Source organism: Paenibacillus sp. YN15 (genome assembly GCF_003285005.1).
In the GTDB taxonomy this organism is placed as follows: Bacteria; Bacillota; Bacilli; order Paenibacillales; family NBRC-103111; genus Paenibacillus_AR.
The window spans coordinates 1-20724 of sequence record NZ_QMFA01000062.1; the positions used below are offsets into that span (position 1 = coordinate 1).

Genomic DNA, 20724 nt, shown 5'->3' on the forward strand with positions numbered 1-20724 from the left:
TTGGAGCATGCCAAAAACGAAGGTGCGACAGCGGCGCTTGACAGGTTTCGTTCATATCAGCGGAACCGTTTTTCCGCTACCCTGAAATAACACTGGTCCTTGCCGCAGTCGGATGGTGTTATGGAAGCCTCGAAACCGGCAAGCCGGGCTTGAGGGCCTCTCCGACATTTCCATCGGTCTAAAGGTGCGGCGGGAAACGCAGCATGGATGGCTATTTCCCGTATGCCGCCGGCGTTACCCGGCAGCATTTAACGGAAGTCGCCTTCGCTAATCTCCTGCTAAGCAGCCGATAGCTCCCGCCCAGCGGCGCATCTGCCCCCTGCTAACCGTATCTGTCGTCCGTCTCCGGTCTGCCGCTTACGCGCCTCCGCTCCTAGACATCTGACAGCCTTCTGCGCCTCCGCCTCCTTGACATCTGATAGCCGTCTGCGCCGGTATCTGCCTGCCTCTTGCCGCCCAATAGCCTCGGTGTCCCTATTCCGCTTTGGCCCCGGCCGCCAGCTTCACCGATCCCGGAACCGGACCAGGAAGGTCCGGATTTCATACGGCTTCACAGTCAGCGGCAGCTCCGCTCCCTCCACCGGCTCGCCCAACGGGCGCTCCAGCAGATCGCATTCCTGGTACGAAAGCACGCCCCAGTCACTCCCCAGCCTTACCGGACCGCGTTTGCCGGCAAACTCGTGAAGCCGCACCACCATATGGTCCGAATCTTCCGCCTTCTTTACCGCGTCGATGAACACATGGGGCGCATCTGTCCGGAACAGGGAGCCGTCCGGCACCCGGGAGGCCCCGGCGGCGCACAGCAGCGGGCTGTTCAGCGCCCATGCTTCCTGTACCGTCCCCCCATGATACCAATCTCCCTCGTGAGGATAGAGGGCATAGGTGAACACGTGCTCCCCCTGGTCCGCGGTGGCATCAGGGACCATGGCGGATTTGATCAGCGTCAATTGCAGCACATTGTCCTTGATGGCATAGCCGTATTTGCAGTCGTTCAGCAGACTTACGCCGTAATCCCGCTCGGAAAGATCCGCCCACTGGTGGCCCACCGTCTCGAAACGCGCCCAGTCCCAGCTTGTATTCCAGTGGGTAGGCCGCTTCACATTGCCGAACTGGATGTCGTAGGTGGCCTCGGTGGCCCGGATATCCACGGGGAAAGCCACCTTCAGAAGCTGGCGGGACTCATGCCAGTCCGCATGGGTGCGGAAGTCCAGCCTGCGGGAGTGGCTGTAGGCTACCAGAGTCTGCTCGATCCGCGAGTCCATATAGCGGTACACAAACCGGACAGAGGCATAGAGAGAACCGCACGCAGTAAGCTGTACGGTCTCCAACTGCGTAACCGGGGTCATTTTTTCCGTATAAAAAATATCGATATCCCACGCCTCATGCCTGCCCTTGGGCCGGTCCTCAAACACCTGCAGCAGATTGCCGATGGCCCCTGCCGCCAGCACCTCGCGCTCCGCCGACCGGTCATAAATCCGGGTCAGCTGTCCGGAAGCATTCCATTCCAGCAGGTAGAATGGAGTGTCCAGCCGGCCGTTTTTATAGGAAAAAGGCATATCGCCCCTACCGGACGCCGCAGCTCCTGCCCCGGCAAAGCCGGCTGCCCCCGGATGGCCGTCCGCCGCCTCCGGAAGACCTGCCGCCCGGCCTGCTCCTGCACCTGCACTTGCTCTGCCAACTCGGCAAGCCCCCATGGGTGGAACGGGACCGGCCAGCACCGCATAACCCGCTTCTCCCCGCTGCGCCGGAAGCACATGGCCTTTTTCATCCACAAATACAGCCGTCTCCTGGGCTCCGCCGGGAATGAACGGAACCGTAACCAGCTCCCGCCTCGCGAAGGAGGCGCTGTTGAAGACGGTGTATGTCTCCTCCGCCCGGACACCGTCCGCCGCCCCCATTCCTGCCGCTGGCGCTCCCGGGCCCGCGCCCGAAAATCCCTTCGCCTCCGCTAGCGATTCCCGCGCGGTTTCCCATGCGGTTTGCCCCAGCGCCTCCGCCTCCGCATATTCCACCCGGCTGTCCTCATAGACCTCCCGGATGGAGGAGCCGGGAATAATGTCATGGAACTGGTTGCGCAGTATAATCCGCCAGCCCTCGGCCAGATCAGCCTGCCGGAAGCCCTCCCAGCTGCCGGACACCGCCCGGGAGACCGCTCCCAGCCATTCCGCCTCCCTGTAGCCAAGCTCCAGCTTCCGGTTCATTCGCTTGTTGTACGCCTGGCTGGTATAGGTGCCCCGGTGAAGCTCCAGATACAGCTCCCCGTCCCAGGTATGGACATAAGCAGACGAAGTGTCCAGCGTTTCCTTGAGCTCCCGGAAGTATTCATCCGCCCGTCCCGTAGTCACCTTCGGCAGCCCCGGCATATCCTCCAGCCTGCGGCGGATCTCCAGCATCTCCCGGTTTACTCCGCCTCCGCCGTCGCCGTACCCGTAGGCCAGGAGGAGATTGCGGTTCAGCTCCTTGTCCCGGTAGGCCTTCCAGATGCCCTGCACAGTAAAAGGCGTAATCATCCCATTGTACGTATAGAAAAAGGAGCCCTCCTGACGCCCCGGTTCAGGGGTGGTAATAAAATGGGCGGGAATTTCCGTCCCGTCCATGCCCCGCCAGAGGAAAGTGTCATGAGGCATACGGTTGTACTGGTTCCAGCTGATTTTGGTGGTCATGAACATTTCGATGCCGCTTTTTTTCAGAATCTGCGGCAAGGCCCAGCTGTAGCCGAACACATCCGGCAGCCACAAATATTTGCACTCCACCCCGAACTCATCCCGGAAAAACCGCGTTCCATACAGCAGCTGCCGCACCAGCGACTCCCCGGAGGTCAGATTGCAGTCCGCCTCCAGCCACATGGCGCCCCCGGCCTCCCAGCGCCCTTCCGCCACCCGCTCCTTAATGCGAGCGTAGAGGTCCGGGTAATCCTGCTTGATGTAATCGTAGAGCTGAGGCTGCGTCTGCAAAAACAGATACTCCGGATACTGCTCCATCAGCCGCAGCACCGTGGAAAAAGACCGCGCCGCCTTTTCCCGGGTATGGCGGAGCCGCCACAGCCAGGCCACATCAATATGGGTGTGGCCGATGCAGCGCACCTCCACCGGATGGTCCCGCTTCATCCGGCCAAGCCCTTCCGCCAGCATGTCGCGGGCCTCCGCCACAGAAGCATAGAAGGCCTCCGATCCGGGCCGCGACCAATCCAGGCGCAGGAAAGCTCCGTCCAGCAGGGACAAAAGCGCCGCACGGTCGGCGCTGTCCTCGGGGAGCTGCTGCACCGTCTCCAGCGCCGACCAGGCGGTGAAATACAGGTCATCCGCCGCCTCGTCCAGCCAGCACAGCTCCGCCAGGTTCAGCCGGTGCTCCGGCACGGCGTCGGGCTGGTAGCCGCCCAGCCCGGACCACAGGCGGAAATCCAGGCGGAGTGCTTCCCCGGGCGCGGTTTCCGACAGAAACACCTCCTGATGATTGCTGTCCACCCCTTGCCAAGGGGCCCCGTTGATATACAGAAGGGACTCGAAGCCGCTGTTGTTGCCGCCTCCCGTCTGCCCGAAATCAAAGCGGCCCAGCACCTTGCGGCCCTGCCATGCTCTGGGCACCTGCACCGTGGCCGAGAGCCAAAGGTAGCGGTCCCGGCCGCTCCAAACAGCCCCGCGCTGAACCGGACGGCCCACAAGCGGCCCGGAAATGTCCACTCCAGGCGGACGGGCTCCAATTTCCCCTTCAGGGTCTTCCGTCAACATCATTTCTCCGATGGCCCTGGCATCCCTGTACCGGTAAGGCGCCAGCGACCGGATACGCTGCTCCAGCTTTTCAACAGTCCAAAACATGTCCCATCCTCCTAAGGGCTATCCGGAGGATAGCCTACTTCGTAAGCATCCGCTGGGCTATCCGCAGGATAGCCTGCTTCGTAAGCGTAAGCTAAGTTTTGCGTAAGCAAAACTCGCATCGTAAGCATTAGCTTGTGGAATCAGCATTTTCGCAAAAACAGCCTGCTTCTAAACACTTTCTCCCGGGGCCAGGCGGGGCGGAATCCAGATTTTCGCCGGCGCATCCCCCTGCTCCTTGCTCTCGGCAAGATTGATTACCCGCTCCGCCGCAGCCGCCCCCATTTGGGAGTACGGCACCTCAATCGAACTGAGAGCAGGCACCATATAGCGGTTGGCCTGGGCGGTGTTGTCGGCGGACATCACATACAGATCCCGGCCGACGGTCAATCCCAATCCGGCGGCTGCCCGGTACACCAGAGCGCTGGCAGCAAACCAGTTGCACAGCACCGCCGCAGGACGGGGGAGACCCGCCAGCAGCTCCGTCAAGCGCTCCGGCTCCGTCAAGAGCTTCGGCTCGGTCAAGCGCTCCGGCTCCGTCAAGCGTTCCGGGTCTGTCAGCCTCTCCGCCACGCGCTCCGGCCCGGTCAGGCCCAGCCGGAATATTCGGGGCGGCTGCCCCCGCTCCCGCATCCAGCCCTCATACGCGGCGAGCCGGTGGCGGTCTCCCCATCGAAGGGTGCCCGGCGGCTCCCCATGGTAAGCCGCGATATAAGCGGGATACTGTCCCGTACGCCCCCACATATAGTCCAGCGCCATGCGGATGCTTTCGCCGTAATCCATGAGCACAGACCGCACCTCTGGCGTCTCGGGGTATCCCTCCACAGAGATGAAGGGCAGCCCCGCTTCCCGGACCATGGCGGCGAAGGCCTCATCCACAAAGCCTGTAGTATCCTTGGTGAGAAGCCCATCAATTCGCCGCTCCTGGTAAAGCGCCAGCAGCTCCTCCCTTTCACCGAGATCGCCGCTTTTGCCGTACAAAAGAAGCTGGTATCCCGCCTCCATGCAAGTCCGCTGGGCCCCCTGAAGCACCTGCAAAAACATCGGATTGTCCAAATTGCCGTAAGCGGCAATGGTCCGGCTGCGCCCGGTGCGCATCCCCCGCGCCTGGGCATCCGCCCGGTAGCCCAATTGGGCAATGGCATCCAATACGGCTTGGCGCTTCTCCGGGCTGACGCGGATGCCCGGCGTCCGGTTCAGGACGGCGGACACCACCGCCCGGGAAACCCCGGCAAGCTTGGCCACATCCTGGCTGGTGGGCCGTTTCATGGGATCATTCCCCTTTTATCATAGTAAAGTGGCATATATCTCAGTTTTCCAGCGCCATCTTGACATAGGTCCAGCGCCTGCCAATGCTATAATGCGAAAGTGCAGTTATTTTGGGCTGCGAGCCCCCTTTTTTGCTCCGATCATGCAAAAGTGCACTTATTTCGCTTGAAACCGCCAAAAAGGCTGAAATCCGCGTGAATGAACTGCACTTTTGCATGATGACCCTCCGTTTCAGCGGCTGACCCATGAAATAACTGCACTTTTGCATCATGGACATACCTTTCCCAAGAGATGATAACACGTGTCACCAACAGATATATGATAACACGTGTAATCACCCATAGTCCATCCTTTTCTCACAAAAGCGCCTGGATTTTTTGACGCAACAGAATGCTCAAATTTCGTACAGCACTAAAATACGCAAAGCAAGCAGCCTGCTTGGCGAGGGAAACCTCCGCTAAACGCAGCCGCTCATCCGCGAAAAGACTCCAATAGGAGTTTTTCTCACGAACATGGCCCCCCTTCAGAGCCGCCGCAAACTACTTTTGTCCATGTCCATCCTTCTTCACTCCATTCGAATAAAGGCGGGCGGACGGTATAATAATGATTGATACGGCTTATGCTTACGATGCCGGCTTTCCTTGCGGAAAGCCCTGAGGAGGTCTTACTATGTCCATCCGCTTTGACCGCGGGACGAATCTGTTTCACCTGCAAACCCGCACCGCCAGCTATGTTATGTCGCTTATGGAAGGCCGATACCTGAACCATCTCTACTGGGGCAAAAAGCTCCGCTCTCCCGATGTATCCGACCTGCTGATTCTGAAGGGAGTGGCGTTTTCCCCCGTCACCGATAACCCCAAGGTATCCCTGGACACCATTCCCCAGGAATACCCGGCTTACGGCGCCGGAGATTTCCGCGAGCCCGCTTACCAGGCAGAGCTGCAGAACGGCACAAACATTACCGAGCTGACCTATGTCTCCCACTCCATCCAAAAAGGCAAACCCGCTTTGGAGGGGCTGCCCGCCGTATATGTGGAAAACGACAGCGAAGCAGACACGCTGGTCATCATCCTGGAGGACAAGCTTGCCGGGCTGCAAGCGGAGCTTTCCTACTCCGTTCTGGAGGAATTGGACGCCATCACCCGGTCCGTGCGGTTCAGCAATTCCGGCTCCGCTCCCCTGAAGCTGCTCCGGGCCTTGTCCGTAAACGTGGATTTCCACGGCGCCGACAAGGAGCTGATCCAGCTGTCCGGGGCATGGGGGCGTGAACGCCACCTCGCCCGCCGGCCGCTGGTGTACGGCTATCAAGGGATAGACAGCAAACGCGGGGCCAGCAGCCATCAGCAAAATCCGTTCCTGGCCCTGGTCTCCCCCGGAACCGGCGAAGAGCACGGGGACGCATACGGGCTGAACCTGGTGTACAGCGGCAATTTCACGGCCTACGCCGAGGTGGACCAACTTCAAAATACCCGCGTGGCCATGGGCATCAACCCCTTCGGCTTCAACTGGCTGCTGGAGCCGGGCGAATCTTTTCAGACCCCCGAGGCCGTGATGGTGTATTCGTCGGAGGGCCTGGGCGGCATGTCCCGCATCTACCACCGGCTGTACCGCACCCGTCTGGTCAGAGGGCTTTACCGGGATGAGCCGCGTCCGGTGCTGGTCAACAACTGGGAAGCCACCTACTTCAATTTCAACGCCGACAAGATTGTCGCCATCGCCGAAACCGCCAAGGATTTGGGCATCGAGCTGATGGTGCTGGATGACGGCTGGTTCGGCAAGCGGGATGATGACACCACCTCCCTGGGAGACTGGGTGGTGGACACCAAGAAGCTGCCCCAGGGACTGGATGATCTGGCGCAGCGCGTCAACGCCCTGGGCCTGCAATTCGGCCTGTGGTTTGAGCCGGAGATGGTCAGCCCCGTGAGCAAGCTGTACGAGGCCCATCCCGATTGGTGCCTGCATGTGCCGGACCGGCGCAGAAGCACCGGCCGCAACCAGCTGATTCTGGATTTGAGCCGCGATGACGTATGCGCGTACATTGTAGAGGCCGTATCCGCCATTCTGGAATCCGCCCCCATCTCCTATGTAAAATGGGACATGAACCGCCATATGACGGAGGTGGGCTCCGCTCTTCTGCCCGCCCGGTGTCAGGGCGAAACCGCCCACCGCTACATGCTGGGTCTGTACAAGGTGATGGAGCAGATCACCTCCCGCTTCCCGCATGTGCTTTTTGAAAGCTGCTCCGGCGGAGGAGGACGTTTTGACCCGGGCATTCTTTATTACATGCCGCAAACCTGGACCAGCGACAACACCGATGCCGTGGAGCGGCTCAAAATCCAGTACGGCACCAGCCTGGCGTACCCGGCCAGCGCCATGGGCGCCCATGTGTCCGCGGTGCCCAACCATCAGGTTCACCGCACCACTCCGCTGTCCATGCGCGGCGATGTGGCCATGTCCGGCAACTTCGGGTATGAGCTGGACTTGACCGCTTTTACCGATGAGGAAAAAGCAGAGGTTAAAGCCCAGGTGGCCTTCTACAAGGAAATCCGCACCCTGGTGCAGCAAGGGGATATGTACCGGCTGAAAAGCCCCTTCGAGGGCAATGTAACGGCATGGATGTTTGTGTCCGCCGACAAAAACGAAGCCCTGGCCGGTTACTTCCAGGTGCTGGCGGAGCCCAATGCCCCAAGTGCGCGCATCCGCCTGGCCGGGCTTGATCCGGAACGGGACTACCTCCTGAAGGAAACCGGAGAGGTATACGGCGGCGACCGGCTGATGTACGCCGGACTGCCCGTCCCGGACTTGGGCGGCGACTTCAAGAGCAAGCTGTACCATCTGGCGGCGGTGGCCAAATAGGCTGCTTCGGCTTCAGCTTCAACAAGAGCCATACCATCCAACAGCGTTCATCCGGCGATGCCCGGGGGACGCTGTTTTTTTGTGGGAACGGGCTTCAGAGCCTCTCGTTACTTTCTTATGAAGAATGGTGGAATCAGCGGTATAATGGTTTAGGAATCCTCTGGCGGGTGCGGAACTGGGATAAGCAAGCCGGATCATAAGCACCTAAACCATTTATTCCGTTAATCATCAACCCCGAAAAAGGTGAATCATGAAAACCTCCCGTTCGTTTCTCATCGGCCAATACGGCGGCTTCGATGCCGCCAAGCAAATCCGGGATTTCCGGCGGGGCTTCTACGGTGTGGAGGCCTGTCTCCTCCAGACGGAGGAGGACCGGCAGAAGCAGGCCGCCGAGGCCAAGCGCCAGGGCTTCCGGACCGGCATCCCCGGATTAAGCTGTGCCTGGATACAGGCAGGCTGCCACGAAGCAGCGGCAAACACCAAAAAGCCCGGCGCCTCCCCTCTGGCAGCAGCGGTTGGAGATGGCGTCGGGCAGCTCGCCGATATGATGTTCCCCAGCTTCTCCGGCAGCTTGCCGGTTCCCCCGCCCAGCTTCTACAAATACCGGACCCGCACCTCCTGGAATACCTCCGCCTCCTGACGCCGGGGGCAGCGCACCTCCAGAACCCGGTCCTTCAGGCTCGCCTTGACGCTTCCCCCCTCCACCTCCGACGGGAGCGGAATATACATGCTCTTGCGGGTTGGGTCCTGCTCCACCTTCAGCTGCATGCTGCCCGCGTAGAGGCGCACATTGCGCACCTGCACATCCTCCGGCACGGTAATCCGGACAATGACATTGTTATGGGTTTCAAAGGTTTCATAATCATAATCCAGCCCGTGGCCGGATTCGGAGGTTTCGGCGCGTTCGTTTGCCTCGGGAAAGAAAGACCCCGTCCGCTGGGAAAAGGTGCGCTTCAACACATCCTGAACATACTCCTCCACCCAATCCGTGCCGCCCGCTCCCATTTTCTTCTTGATTTTATCGTTCATGAACGGGAAATGTCCGCCCATCCACTGCTCCATTCCACCCCAATCCGGCCGTTCTCGTCCCCGGTGCGCCATGATGCTCCCCCATTTCCTTAAGTCAAATGGAATCTTTCGGCCAAAGCGGCTCTTAGGCTATTCTATGCGCCTACTGGGCAAATGCCACACTCCCCCACAGCAAAAAGGAGCACATCTGGGCTTCTACCCACATATACTGGTAACAACAGTTTACGCTATGCGGAAAGGAGAATGCAGCATGCCCGCCATCGTCGGTTATGTCAAAATCGTCAGCGTAGGCTCCAGCTCCATCGTGCAATTCGGTGACGCTGTGTTCCTCTCCCCCACCAGCAGCACCAAAACCTTTGCCGGCTCCGGCTCCTTTATTACCGGTGATCTGCCGGTTACCAACAACGGCCTCAGCTCCACCAACACCAATGACCCCGATCTGGTGGATAGCTCCAACAGCAAGGTGGCTTCGCCATGATCGTGCATGTGTACCAGACCATTACCATCCGCAGCCTGACCATCAACTCCTTGGCCAATTCCTCGGTCTTCCAGGTAGGCTCGGCCGGCCTGGTCAAAAGCTTATCCAACAACTTCAATACCGGCGGCTTCACCGGACCGGCTCCCGAAATCGGGGAGACGGTTTCTTCGCCGGGGGCGGCGCTGCCCTCCGTTCCGCTGGTGCCTTTGCCGGCGCTCCGGTAGGAGCCGCAAGCGGTTGATGTAATACATCCCTCCTCCGGAACGTACACATGATACGAGGGGGTGTTGGCATGGACCCGGTGCTGCTGTGGCATCTGCAGGAAATTCTGCGGCGATTGGGGTGGATGGCCCAAAAACAAATCCAGACAGAGGAACGGCTTGCGGGATTGGAGAATGCCATGGCCGGACTATCCGCCCAATTGAGGGCCGTCGAGCTTGAATTGGCCCGTCTTGCGCCGAAGCTGGAGGATCTGGAGGAAAGCGTCGCCAGCCTGGAAAACCAGCCTTCCACCCGCATCGATAAAATCGAATACCGGTTTGAGCAGCTGAAGGTGGACACTCTCTCCGGTTCTCTGCACATCGGGCTTGCCCATGGAGCGGAGGGCTTGATTGAGGATTTGCAGGCGGCCAATGCCGATGCCAAGGACATCCAGCTGTCCGGGCCCGCCGCGCCTGATCAGGCCTATACCCAGGCCATGGCATCCATGCAGGACTATCTGCGCCAGGGTTTGCCCCAGGATATTGATGAGGCCGCCGGCATTGCCGGCATTCCTCTGGTTCCGGAGCTGCGCCAGCGGATTACGGAGGATTTGTCCAGACAGGCGGAGCAGCGTTTTATGCTATATATCAAGGAGCATCCTTTTGCCGAAAATGCGGCTGCCCAGGATGCCCTTCCTGTAGTCGAAAAGGTCAGGCAGGATGTGCGGAACGGACTTAAGACATTTTTTGACGGCTATGGAAAGGAGAGCTCCGGATGATGGAAATGAATGTCACCAATCACGGGCTGCAGGTGGGCTGCATTCATATTGTCGGCGTCGGCAGCGCCTCGGTGGTGCTGATTGGGGATACGGAGGCGATTACCGCTTCCTCCGTCTTCGATACCCCCGCGGAGTCCCTGATTATCGGGCCGCTGGTGCCGTTTGCCTCTGAAGGGACCACCTGACATGCTGCGGACCTCCATTGTAGGCGGCGTGCGCATTATCTCCAGCCAGATCAGCTCCATCGTCCAGTTCGGGGATTCCTGCGGGATGGCGGCAGTGTCCAAGGTGCTGGCCGTGCAGCAGGAGACGCCCAACTTTCAGGGCAACGAAGGGGAAAACTTGGGGGCGTACCCCATCTACAGCCTGGAGCTGCCGGTGGTGACCCCAAGCGATGAGGTGCTGATGAACCGGCGGAACCCTTGCCCGTCGATTCAGGTGGGAGCCATATCCATCTACGGACTGTCCGCGTCGACTGTTCTGCAGATCGGCAGCACCCGGCTGATCGACCTGGAAAACCGGACCCTCCATATCCGGCAATACGATACCAGGGAGGAAGCCCAGCAGCAGGAGCCTTATCAGGAGCTGGCCGAAGCCGGGGGCGGCACAGGCGTCCTGACCGGGGAAGCCCCGGGCAGCCAGGCCGGAACATAGGCCATCCCGGGATAACCGCCCAAAAACCGGCATCCGTCCGGCAAGCCGGGACATATAACCATACGCAGGCGCCTTCCTCCACATAGAATACAGCAGATCAAGAACGAAAGGAGGAAGGAACCATGAGCGCAGCCGCCGGACTTTACACCTCGACTGGATTTATTCTGGTTCTGTTCATTCTGCTGGTTATCATCTCCCGCCCGTTTATCCTGTAACTCCATAAACCGGTACAGCGGCTTGCCCCCGGGCAGCCGCTTTTTTCCATATTCCAGGTTGGGAGGGAACACCATGATCAGCAAAAAAGAAGCCCGGGATGCCATGAAGGGCATGACCACCATCAAGAAGGAGCTGGAAAAGGAAAGAGCCCGGCTGAAGGGCTCCATGAAAACGCTGCGCAAGCATGCAAGATCGGGAACGGCGCCGGACTGGTCCCAGGACCTGATGAAGCTGTATGCGTCCCCGGACTATTCCTTCGGCAAGCTGCTGAAGCTGATGCGCAAAAACAAGGTGCTGTAAATCGCTTTGCCGCCACAATCTTCGCGGTATTGCGCTGCGCCGGCCCTCACCCCGGTTGTCCCCCTGCCTGCCGCTTGCGGCCGATGATCACACCATGCTCAAACAGGGATTGGTGGGCATTCATCAGCTCATCGTAGCGGCGGGCAGTTTCCCACAGGGTAGGGAATCGCCCCAGGTCCCGGTCGGCAAACTGGTGGGGATCGGGAAACATTACCACATCCTCCCACAGCTGCGGGGTCATGGGCCGGTAATCCCAAAGGGCCGTTTCGCCAAACCCCTTATCCGCCAGCAGCCGCCTCCATTCCTCCGCCGTCCGCAGCCGGGCAATCCCGTAGCTGTCCCGCAGCTCCGCCGCCAGCTCCTCCGGAAGCGGCCCCGCCGCCAAGAGCTCCCGGTCCAGGAGCAGCCCTCCCGGCTTCAGAACCCGGAGATACTCGGCAATTGCTTTCCCGGCATCCGCAAACACCGTCACCGATTCCACCAGCACCCGGTCGAAGGAATGATCGGGAAAAGGCAGCTCCTCGGCCAGCCCCTTCATCCAACGGACCTGCACTCCCTCTGCGGCGGCGCGTTTTTCCGCCTTCTCCAGCATTACCGGATGGCTGTCCACCGCAGTGACCCTGCAGCCCATTGCCGCCAGGCGGCAGGCGGTTCTTCCCGTTCCGCAGCCTACCTCCAGCACGGACTGGCCATGCCGGAAGCCAAAGTGAGTGATGAGCCGCAGGGTGCCTGCATAGCCTCCGGGATGGGCATTCCCGACTCCCAGCTTCGCCAGCATATCCATATAATCCATTGCATATCCTCCCCCAGTCCTCTAGTATATGCCCCCTTCACCGGGAATTGAACAAAAGACTGCTATACGTTCTCCTTCGGATATAGAAACAAGCTGCCCCAAAAGGGACAGCCTTGTTCATTTGCCCTTATGCTCCGCACCCATCAACTTCTAACTTTCGGTTGCGGAAACATCCGGGTTATTTTTCATAACGGCATTCTTTGCATTTAACGCATTTCTTCCCCAAAAATTCCTGCCGTGGGAAACGATCCACCATTCATCCTGATCCGGCATTTTCTCAAGGGTGTAGCTCCAGCTTGCCGTACTGTTTTTGTCGGTTGAGAAAAACGAGGTGCTCTTCTCGTTCAGATAGTGTTCTGTCGCATCCACTATAATCTGATTGTTCTTGATCTGGATGGATTCGGGGTCTATCGCCACCCTGACCAGGGCGGTTTTATTCTCCGCGGGTTTCGTCATGTCGGCGGAGACCTCTTTATAGTAGGCTCCGCTGGGGCTTGCGCCCTTAAGCAGCGAGACGTCTCCGGCATTGCCGGCTTGCGTCCAGGAAAGCGCGGCCTCATAGATCACATTGATGGCGATTGTGCCGATTCCCTTGCCGCGGCTCCCCCAATTGCCATCGAAGTAATCTTGGCCCTTCGGCTTAGGGAAATGCGGGGCATGGCGAGGGCGATTGGCTTTGCCGGCAATCTTCCTATAGAATCCCAACCTTTTTCCAATTATAAAAGCAATGAGCTGACCGCATCCTTCAACAGCAGGTTCGATGCCGTCAGGGTAATGACCACATAGATTGCCATAGCCAAACCAAATTGGATAAAGCGCTGATCCTCCGAATAGCCATAGATCTCCTGCGCGGCAAAACAAGTCATCACCAGGGAGGTTAAGAGGCCGATCACAACCAGCAGAATGGAAAGGTTCAATGAAATAAAGGCCAAAATGGCGGCAATTGCGTAGACCGCACCGAATGTAAGCTGCATGGCTCCAAAGTATGTAATAATGTCTTTCCAGTCTCTTTTGGCCCGGCCCTTCCAATTGCCCAACAGCCACAGAGTGCCGAACAGCACAACCAGGGAAATAATGGCCAGCAAAAGAAGATTCGAGGCAAGCGGAACCTTTTTCCCGGCGCCTTTCACGGCTTGGCTGAACGCACCTCCAAAGAAGTCGACGGAGCCCACACTTCCTGCAATAGAGCTGACCAGCTCCTTTTTAAGCGCCAGTCCCCACAGGAAAAAGCCGAGCAAGGAAGCTCCAATGCCAATGAAGCCATAAAGAAAATCCTTCCCCGGCGACAAGGACAGCCCGGCCTGGGGCTTCTTCAATAGATGAAGGAGCAGCGACGTGTCCACCTTGCCTGACATGGGCTGGCCCGCGGCAGAGCAAAGATGCGGTTCCTCGGTTAATTCCGCGCCGCATTGTGTGCAATAAGCCATTTTACTACCTCCTGAAAATCATATTTAAACGGGGATGCCCCCATTTGACCGTGGCAGTTCATAAAATGGTGCTTTTTTCATATATGATACATAAACATAACCAATTTTTCTACATATTTTTTTATTTGGGAGTGAATTCGACATGCGCCATCTAAGGCGGATTGACATCCGCTTTTAATGTAACTATACTGGTTACAACGGTGGTGACCTACATGAAGCAAATTAGCACACGTTTATCCATGGCCGTCCATACCCTCTGCCTCATCGCATTGCTGCCCCACGAATGCACCGGTGATTTTATCGCCGGAAGTGTAAATACCAATCCTGTGGTGATCCGCAGAATTATGGGCATGTTGAAAAAAGCGGGGCTTGTGGATGTCCGTCCCGGCGTCGGCGGCGCCTATCTGCTGCGCAGCCCGGAGGAGATTACCCTGCTGGATATTTACCGGGCGGTGAATGCCGCGGAGGAGGAGCAGCTGTTTGGAATCCATGTGAATTCCAACATCAAGTGTCCTGTAGGACGCAATATTGAGCAGGTTCTCCAAACCGAGTTCCAGGCTGCGCAGTCGGCTATGGAAGCGCAGCTGTCAGGCGTTACGCTGAAGCGGCTGATGGGCCAGTTTCAGGAATAAAAGCTCGTATAGGGCTTTTATTCTTCTTATAAATTTGTTGTAACCAAATTGGTTATTACTCTTATTTCAGGAGGTAGACAATTATGAAGATTTTAGTGACAGGCGCAACCGGCAAATTGGGGTCCAAAGTGGTGGAGGCTTTGCTGAAGAAGATACCTGCGGACCAATTGGCTGTCAGCGTCCGCAATCCTGAAAAGGCGGCGGGACTCCGCACCTTGGGCGTTGAGGTCCGCCAGGGGGACTTTGACCGGCCGGAGACATTGGAGCAAGCCTTCGCCGGCATCGACCGGCTGCTGATCATCTCCGCCGACGGGGATAATGAGACCCGCATCCGCCAGCACACCCATGCTGTAGAAGCCGCCGCCAAAGCAAAGGTAGGTTTTATCGCCTATACCAGCGTGGGCAACGCCCAGGAAAGCTCCCTGTTCCTGGCCCCGGTGCACAGCCATACGGAAAAAGCCATTCTGGCAACCGGCATCCCCTACTCCTTCCTCCGCAACAACTGGTACCTGGAAAATGAACTGTCCAGTATTCAGGGAGTGTTGGCGGGAGCCCCATGGATCACCTCCGCCGGCAATGGCCGGGTGGGCTGGGCGCTGCGGGAGGACTATGCCGAAGCCGCGGCGGCGGTGCTGGTTGGCAGCGGGCATGAGAACACCATCTACGAGCTGTCCGGCGCGCCGCTGACCCAGGCCGAGTTTGCCGCCGCATTGGGAGCTGCGCTGGGCAGGGAGGTACCGGTGCAGCAGGTGGATGACGCAGCCTATGGGGAAATTATGAGAAGCGCCGGTGTGCCGGACTTCGTCATCCCGATGCTGGCAGCCATTCAAGCCGGTATCCGCCAGGGAACCCTGGACATAATAAGCGGCGACTTCGAAAAGCTGCTGGGCCGTCCTGCCATCCCGGTGGCGGAGGCTCTGCCCAAGCTGGTGGCGGAAGCCAGGGGCTGAGCTGCCGCTCCGGATAGCGGAAGGTTTCTTTCCGCTATCGGCACCGTGCGAGCTGCGGGAGGGATATAGCGGAAGGAAATATTCCGCTATTGGGCGCAGCCCAGGGGCAGCAGGCAGCAAAAACGGCGGATAGCGGAAAGTACCCTTCCGTTATCTGCCGTTTTGCCGCCTACAGGGAGGAATAGCGGCAACTAGCCTTCCGCTATTTGCCCCTGCCGGGGCCCGGCGCCCACGTTAGCGGAAACCATTTTCCGCTAACCTCCCGCCACCAGGCCCGGCCGACACAAAAAACGGCGGATAACGGAAATTCTCTTCCGTTATCCGCCGTTTTGCTGTCTGCGGAGGAGAAATAGCGGAACTCCGTTTCCGCTATTTCCCTGGCTCCGCCCTGCGGGGCCGGGCTCCCCCCGCCTCCCCCGCCCCGCCAGCCCAGGCGCTCCCCGGCTACACTCTCACGCTGATGTGCACCACTTCGGCATAAGCGCCGCCGTTGGTGCCGGCAACGGTGAGCCGCAGCCGGTCCGTCTTCGCTTCCGCGGCCAGCCGGTGCACCCGGTTGCGCTTGCGGTTGTCGTCCTCCTCCGCCAAGGTAACCCATCCGTCCCCGCCGGGACCGGGGATCTCCAGGCGGTACGCCCGGGCCAGCTCCGGAATAACCGGGAACGGGGTGAAGTGATGATGGAGATTGATAAGGTCCTCGTTTACATCATCATTAAAGATAACCTGAATTTCATTAAAGCTGACCGGCTCCGGCCACGCCAGCTCCAGCCACGCCTCCCCTTGCTCCGCCAGCGGCGCGGACACCCAAGAGTGGGGGCCGCCATACGGCCGCAGATAACCGTCCGTGACGGATGCGGGGGCATACGGCGAGGCAGCCGCCGCTGCGGCTCCCGCCACTCCTCCTCCGCCAACTTCCTCCAACGGCAGCGCCCGGAAGCAGAACGCCTTGCGCACCATCTGCCTCATGCTCCATTGGACCACGGGCTGATCCGGCTGGTGATCCTCCATGCTGGAGGAAACCCGGGGCTTGTCGCCCTTGATGAAGGTAAGCACGCCGGTGAGAGGTCCCTGGGCATGACGCAGGGAAACCGCCTCGTTGGCCCGGATGACAACAAAAGCATTCTGCAGGCGGTCCGGCTGCCAAGAGAGCGGCAGCGAAATCCACTGGCCCTCTCCCGGAGCAACCTTAACCGCAGCTTCGGCAACCAGGCTGGCCGGCACATAGTTTTCCGGCTTGCCGGTTTCCCACAGCTCCACGCGCAGCTCATCCGCCCGGGCCACATCTGCCAGCAGCTCCAGCTTGCCAAGTCCGCATGGACCCACCGGGAACAGAAGCCCCGTATCACGGGCCAGCGCATACACCTCTCCTCCAGGCTGCTCCAAAGCGGGATAGGCCAGCGTAGAAGAAGCGCTTACCGCCGCCTGCCGGGCCAAATCCTCGGGGTCATCCAGCGCCATGCCGATAATGGAGGCATCGTGCCGGAGCATCGTCCGCTGCAGCTCCGCCAGATGCCGTTCCCCCACCTCCCGGGGCGTAATGCCCAGGAAGGACGCCAGCGCCGCGCCGACGCCTGCCGCTTCGCCCATAATGGCGCAGGTGGCCATAACCCGGAGGGTGCCGAAGGCCACATGGGAGGCGCTGACATTCCGTCCGGCAAACAGCAGGTTGGACACATTCACCGAATACAGGGAGCGGTACGGAATATGGTAAATGCCGTCCGCATGCAGATGCTTGGAGCCGCTCTCCTCGGAGTAAACCCCTTGGGGCGGATGCAGATCGATGGACCAGCCGCCGAAGCCGACCCGGTCATGAAAAGGCTCCTGGGCGAGAATATCCTGCTGCTTCATCACGTAGTCACCGATAAAACGCCGGTACTCCCGTTTGCCCGGCACGGAACCTACCCACTCCAGAGTCATGTTGTCCGCATCGAATTGCCCGGAGTTTTTGATATAATCCCAGATGCCGTAAATCACCGACCACAGCTCATCGCGGATGCGCTCGTTCTGGTCCACAATATCCAGTTCGCCGCCCCATTCGATCCACCAGTAAGAGCAGCCGTTGTCGCCGCTGCGGATCACCCTGCGCAAGGGGATGCTGGTTTTGGTGATATCCTTGGCGAATGTTGGCGGCACATACTTCACCGGCTTGCCCGTATCCTTGGTGTAGAACAACAGCGTGCTTCCCAGAGTAATGCTGTCGGGAACCTGCGGCGCCCAATCCTCGCCGTACTCGCTGTATGCCTCCCGGCCGATCCGGTGTTTGGCTCCCGCCAGGAAACCCACCAGGCCGTCTCCGGTACAATCCAGGAACATGTTGCTCTCAAAACGGATTTTCCGCTCCGAACCCATCATCCAGCCTGTAACGGAACGGATGATCCGGTTATCCGCATCCCCGTCCGCCTCCACCTCATGCACATCCGTATTCAAAAAGAGACTGATGTTCGGCTCCGCCCGCACGGTCTCCAGAATGGTCAAATCCCAAAAATACGGATTCCCCTCCGGATTGCGGTACTGGTTTTCCGTGAACAATTCCCCCATAATGCCTGTTTCCCGGGCATACCGGTTCGTGCCGTGAGCCGTTGCCCCGCATACCCATACCCGCACCTCACTGCTGGAATTGCCCCCCAGCACCGGACGGTTGTTGATAAGCGCCACTGTTTGGCCCAACCGGGCCGCCGCCACTGCCGCACTAACCCCTGCCAGACCGCCGCCAACCACGGTAATGTCTGACCGAACCACTTCTTCCCTCATTCCAGGATCACCCCGTTAGAAGCATAGTATTTATCCTCCATTTCATTGTAAATCATCATTTTATCTTTTGACATGCACATTGTTTATAGAAACCATATCCTTTATTTCATGCCCATACAAAAACGGACCCTTTCGGGTCCGCGGAATAAAAGGAGCATCACTCTTTATATTTTCCCGGAGTGACTCCCTCATATTTTTTAAAGCTGCGGATCAACGCATTGCTGTTTAAATATCCTACTTTCACAGCCGCGTCGGAGATATTGAGCTTCTCATCCCTTAATAAGCTCTTCGCTTTTTCCAGCCGCACCTTGTTGATGTAATCCGGCAAAGCCTCTCCGGTTTGTTCCTTGAAGAGCTTGGACATATAGCTTGGAGTAATTCCCAGATTTTCCGCAATCATCGCGACATTTAAGGTAACCTCTCCATAGTGGCGATTTACAAACTCCATGATACTCCTGCTCAATTCGTAGGAACGATTGCCGGTTTTCGATTGAATGCGTTTACATACCGAGGATAGGATATTGGTAATCTCCACCTGCAGCTCAGCTATGGTTTCACATTCAAACAATTTTTCCACCGGCTCGGCGGCAGATATTTCTTTGACTGTTTTGACGACTGTGCTTGCAAGGTCAAACATAAAATACCTGGTCATTTCCGCAGTGGGAGTTCCATCCATAAAGTTGGAGCGAATAATCTCGTCAAGCAATTGCTTTCCTTTTTCAAACTCTCCGGATTTGATGCAATTCACTAACTTCTGCTCTTTTTCAAGAGGGTAGAAATAATCTCTGACATTCTTCTCCACACTTTGGAAGCTGATGATCTTTCCGTTGCCGGCAATCATTTTGTATTCCAGAGCTTCTACGGCCTCCTGATAGGCTTCCTGCATGCCATGGATACCCGTGTGAACATCGCTGATCGAAACGGTAAGGACCATATTATAATATTTGCCAAAAAAGCTTTGCAGCTCTTCTGTAATGCTTACCAATTCCTGCACGTGATCCACCGCTTCAGAATCCTGCGGGTTCACCAGGAATACGATTTTTTCATCAATCTCTGTAAAGAAATTCTTATACCCTTCTCCCAGAAGCTCCTCAAAAACATTGGTAATCACAAAGGAGGGGAGCTTGGACTTCGCTTCAAAATCATCTCCGGTTCCCAAGGAAATGAGCTTGCCCTTATCTTCTATGGATAGAAGCACGACCATAAAATCGCTGGATATAAACTGCATGTCCAGAGCGTAAAAGGCATTGTGATGCACAGATATATTGCCAAACTTCCCTTTTAACAGCTTGTGCAGGAAATCCGCCCTCACCACACTGCTTTGCTGCTTCAGCTTCCGGTTGATGGTTTCCTTTTCCTGAAGGGCATCCTGGATGGCCTCATAAATAAACTGATATTCATTGCCCGATCTGTCATAAGCGTTCTTTATCTTCCCATTCTGGACAATACGGATGAGCTCGCGAACCGGATTATAATTGCGCCACGTGAATAAAACCGATACCGCTCCCCCAAAAATTAAACAGAGTATAATGCTTGCAATCATTAATTTTTCGGTAAACTCACTTTTTTCCATCACAATCTCGCGCCGGACAATGGAAACATACTTTAGCCTGGATACATCGGATTCCGTATAGGAGATGATTAATGAATCCTTTCCTTGTCCCTTCACCAGCATATTATCGCTATCGTCCAGCTCATTCACCTGCAAGATGTCCGATAAAGGAAAAGAAGCAGTTGATGTAAGAATATTGTTATCCCTGTCCAAAATAAAGATGCTTCCATACTGCACCAATTGAATATTTTGAATCATTTCCGTAAATCGTTCTTTATTAAGCAGGATAACGATTGTGGCAAGGGACTCCTCCGTACTTGATACGGGGATGGAACGCATATAAGCCAGCGATCCGGAAGTCCCGATATATCTGCCGCTGTACACATTTTGCAGAGTTCCGATCCATTGTTCATACCCCATGTCATTATTGACAAGTACAGAGTACATATGATTGCTCCTTGAAGCTGCCGTTGAAGAAATCACAGCGTCCAAGTTTTTCAGGTACACATAAAAATTATCGATGTAGCCATTGGTTATATTCATTCTTTTGAAATCTTTTACGATCTGGGAAACCTCATACTGTTTGTTATTCCAGTTGGTTTCCTGTGAGGTGGCCAGCAATTGAATATCCGGGTTAAAAGCAATATCAAAGCTCAACCGCTCCGCATCCTTTAGAATATTGTCCATATTCAGCTGAACTTGTTTTAGCATAGCAAGATTGGCCCGGTTTGTTTCTTGCTCAATGGTCCCTACCGTAACAAAATAAACGATCCCCGTGAAAATGATCGGAATGAACAGAATCAATATATAAGATAAAATTTGGGAATAAACGATACTATTTCTAGTTGTTTTCAAGACTCCCTTTACATTCATGAAATCCCCCTCATTCCGCCTTGCGAGGTCAATCAGCATGTCTGAGCATTCCCTTCCAGTATTATACTACACCACACTGCAAATGAAATGCCATAATTTTATGATCAGCTCCGGCGTTGCCAGGAAATTGCCGAGATGCAGCAGATGTGATAC

At 57.1% G+C, this 20724-nt stretch carries 19 protein-coding genes; 11 read left to right on the plus strand and 8 right to left on the minus strand.

What is annotated here, in order from left to right:
* Positions 1-503 precede the first annotated feature (503 nt).
* Positions 504-3815 carry an alpha-mannosidase gene (locus tag DQG13_RS28795; RefSeq protein WP_113023648.1) on the minus strand — a complete coding sequence of 1104 codons (3312 nt, stop codon included), beginning with the start codon at positions 3813-3815 and terminating at the stop codon, positions 504-506.
* Between the two features lie 168 nt (positions 3816-3983).
* On the minus strand, positions 3984-5081 hold the full coding sequence (locus DQG13_RS28800) for a LacI family DNA-binding transcriptional regulator (protein ID WP_113023649.1): 1098 nt from the start codon (positions 5079-5081) through the stop codon (positions 3984-3986).
* A gap of 669 nt (positions 5082-5750) precedes the next feature.
* Between DQG13_RS28800 and DQG13_RS28810 the strand changes: the two genes are divergently transcribed.
* Together DQG13_RS28810 and DQG13_RS28815 are read left to right on the plus strand one after the other, a co-directional pair.
* Positions 5751-7937 (plus strand): alpha-galactosidase, encoded by a 2187-nt coding sequence (locus tag DQG13_RS28810; protein WP_113023651.1) that lies wholly within the window; start codon positions 5751-5753, stop codon positions 7935-7937.
* A 250-nt stretch (positions 7938-8187) separates the two neighbouring features.
* Positions 8188-8577 carry a hypothetical protein gene (locus DQG13_RS28815; RefSeq protein WP_113023652.1) on the plus strand — a complete coding sequence of 130 codons (390 nt, stop codon included), beginning with the start codon at positions 8188-8190 and terminating at the stop codon, positions 8575-8577.
* On the opposite strand, the gene DQG13_RS28820 is transcribed toward DQG13_RS28815, so the two are convergent.
* Positions 8532-9038 (minus strand): Hsp20/alpha crystallin family protein, encoded by a 507-nt coding sequence (locus tag DQG13_RS28820; protein ID WP_146767228.1) that lies wholly within the window; start codon positions 9036-9038, stop codon positions 8532-8534. The genes DQG13_RS28815 and DQG13_RS28820 overlap by 46 nt on opposite strands.
* A gap of 178 nt (positions 9039-9216) precedes the next feature.
* On the opposite strand from DQG13_RS28820, the gene DQG13_RS28825 reads away from it, so the two are divergent.
* The 7 genes from DQG13_RS28825 to DQG13_RS28855 all read left to right on the plus strand — a co-directional run bounded on the left by DQG13_RS28825 (position 9217) and on the right by DQG13_RS28855 (position 11593).
* Positions 9217-9444, plus strand: a complete 228-nt coding sequence (locus DQG13_RS28825) for a spore germination protein (protein ID WP_113023654.1) — start codon at positions 9217-9219, stop codon at positions 9442-9444.
* Entirely contained in the window at positions 9441-9668 is a 228-nt protein-coding gene (locus DQG13_RS28830; protein ID WP_113023655.1) for a spore germination protein GerPB, read from the plus strand. Before DQG13_RS28825 ends, DQG13_RS28830 begins: the two co-directional genes overlap by 4 nt.
* A 68-nt stretch (positions 9669-9736) precedes the next feature.
* The gene (gene gerPC / locus DQG13_RS28835) at positions 9737-10423 is read left to right on the plus strand and encodes a spore germination protein GerPC (RefSeq protein ID WP_181593062.1); all 687 of its coding nucleotides are present in this window, start codon (positions 9737-9739) and stop codon (positions 10421-10423) included.
* A complete protein-coding gene (locus DQG13_RS28840; RefSeq protein ID WP_113023671.1) occupies positions 10423-10608 on the plus strand; it encodes a spore gernimation protein GerPD in 186 nt (61 codons plus the stop codon). Before gerPC ends, DQG13_RS28840 begins: the two co-directional genes overlap by 1 nt.
* Before the next feature lies 1 nt (position 10609).
* Entirely contained in the window at positions 10610-11077 is a 468-nt protein-coding gene (locus tag DQG13_RS28845) for a spore germination protein GerPE (RefSeq protein ID WP_113023657.1), read from the plus strand.
* 122 nt (positions 11078-11199) lie between these two features.
* Entirely contained in the window at positions 11200-11292 is a 93-nt protein-coding gene (locus tag DQG13_RS28850) for a sporulation protein YjcZ (protein WP_113023658.1), read from the plus strand.
* 73 nt (positions 11293-11365) lie between these two features.
* Positions 11366-11593, plus strand: a complete 228-nt coding sequence (locus DQG13_RS28855; RefSeq protein ID WP_113023659.1) for a hypothetical protein — start codon at positions 11366-11368, stop codon at positions 11591-11593.
* A gap of 46 nt (positions 11594-11639) precedes the next feature.
* Here DQG13_RS28855 and DQG13_RS28860 read toward each other — a convergent pair whose 3' ends face one another.
* The 3 genes from DQG13_RS28860 to DQG13_RS28870 form a co-directional block, all read right to left on the minus strand.
* On the minus strand, positions 11640-12386 hold the full coding sequence (locus DQG13_RS28860) for a class I SAM-dependent methyltransferase (protein WP_113023660.1): 747 nt from the start codon (positions 12384-12386) through the stop codon (positions 11640-11642).
* Positions 12387-12536: 150 nt separating this feature from the next.
* Complete coding sequence (locus tag DQG13_RS28865) at positions 12537-13091, minus strand: hypothetical protein (protein WP_113023661.1); 555 nt, start codon at positions 13089-13091, stop codon at positions 12537-12539.
* 11 nt (positions 13092-13102) lie between these two features.
* The gene (locus DQG13_RS28870; RefSeq protein ID WP_113023662.1) at positions 13103-13813 is read right to left on the minus strand and encodes a hypothetical protein; all 711 of its coding nucleotides are present in this window, start codon (positions 13811-13813) and stop codon (positions 13103-13105) included.
* A 212-nt stretch (positions 13814-14025) separates the two neighbouring features.
* Between DQG13_RS28870 and DQG13_RS28875 the strand changes: the two genes are divergently transcribed.
* Positions 14026-14445 (plus strand): Rrf2 family transcriptional regulator, encoded by a 420-nt coding sequence (locus DQG13_RS28875; protein WP_113023663.1) that lies wholly within the window; start codon positions 14026-14028, stop codon positions 14443-14445.
* Positions 14446-14528: 83 nt separating this feature from the next.
* Positions 14529-15395: an SDR family oxidoreductase gene (locus DQG13_RS28880; RefSeq protein WP_113023664.1), complete on the plus strand. Its 867-nt coding sequence runs from the start codon at positions 14529-14531 to the stop codon at positions 15393-15395.
* Positions 15396-15839: 444 nt separating this feature from the next.
* Here the strand turns inward: DQG13_RS28880 and DQG13_RS28885 are convergent, their stop codons facing one another.
* The gene (locus tag DQG13_RS28885; protein ID WP_113023665.1) at positions 15840-18146 is read right to left on the minus strand and encodes an FAD-dependent oxidoreductase; all 2307 of its coding nucleotides are present in this window, start codon (positions 18144-18146) and stop codon (positions 15840-15842) included.
* A 157-nt stretch (positions 18147-18303) separates the two neighbouring features.
* A complete protein-coding gene (locus DQG13_RS28890) occupies positions 18304-20610 on the minus strand; it encodes a helix-turn-helix domain-containing protein (RefSeq protein WP_113023666.1) in 2307 nt (768 codons plus the stop codon).
* Positions 20611-20724: the final 114 nt, after the last annotated feature.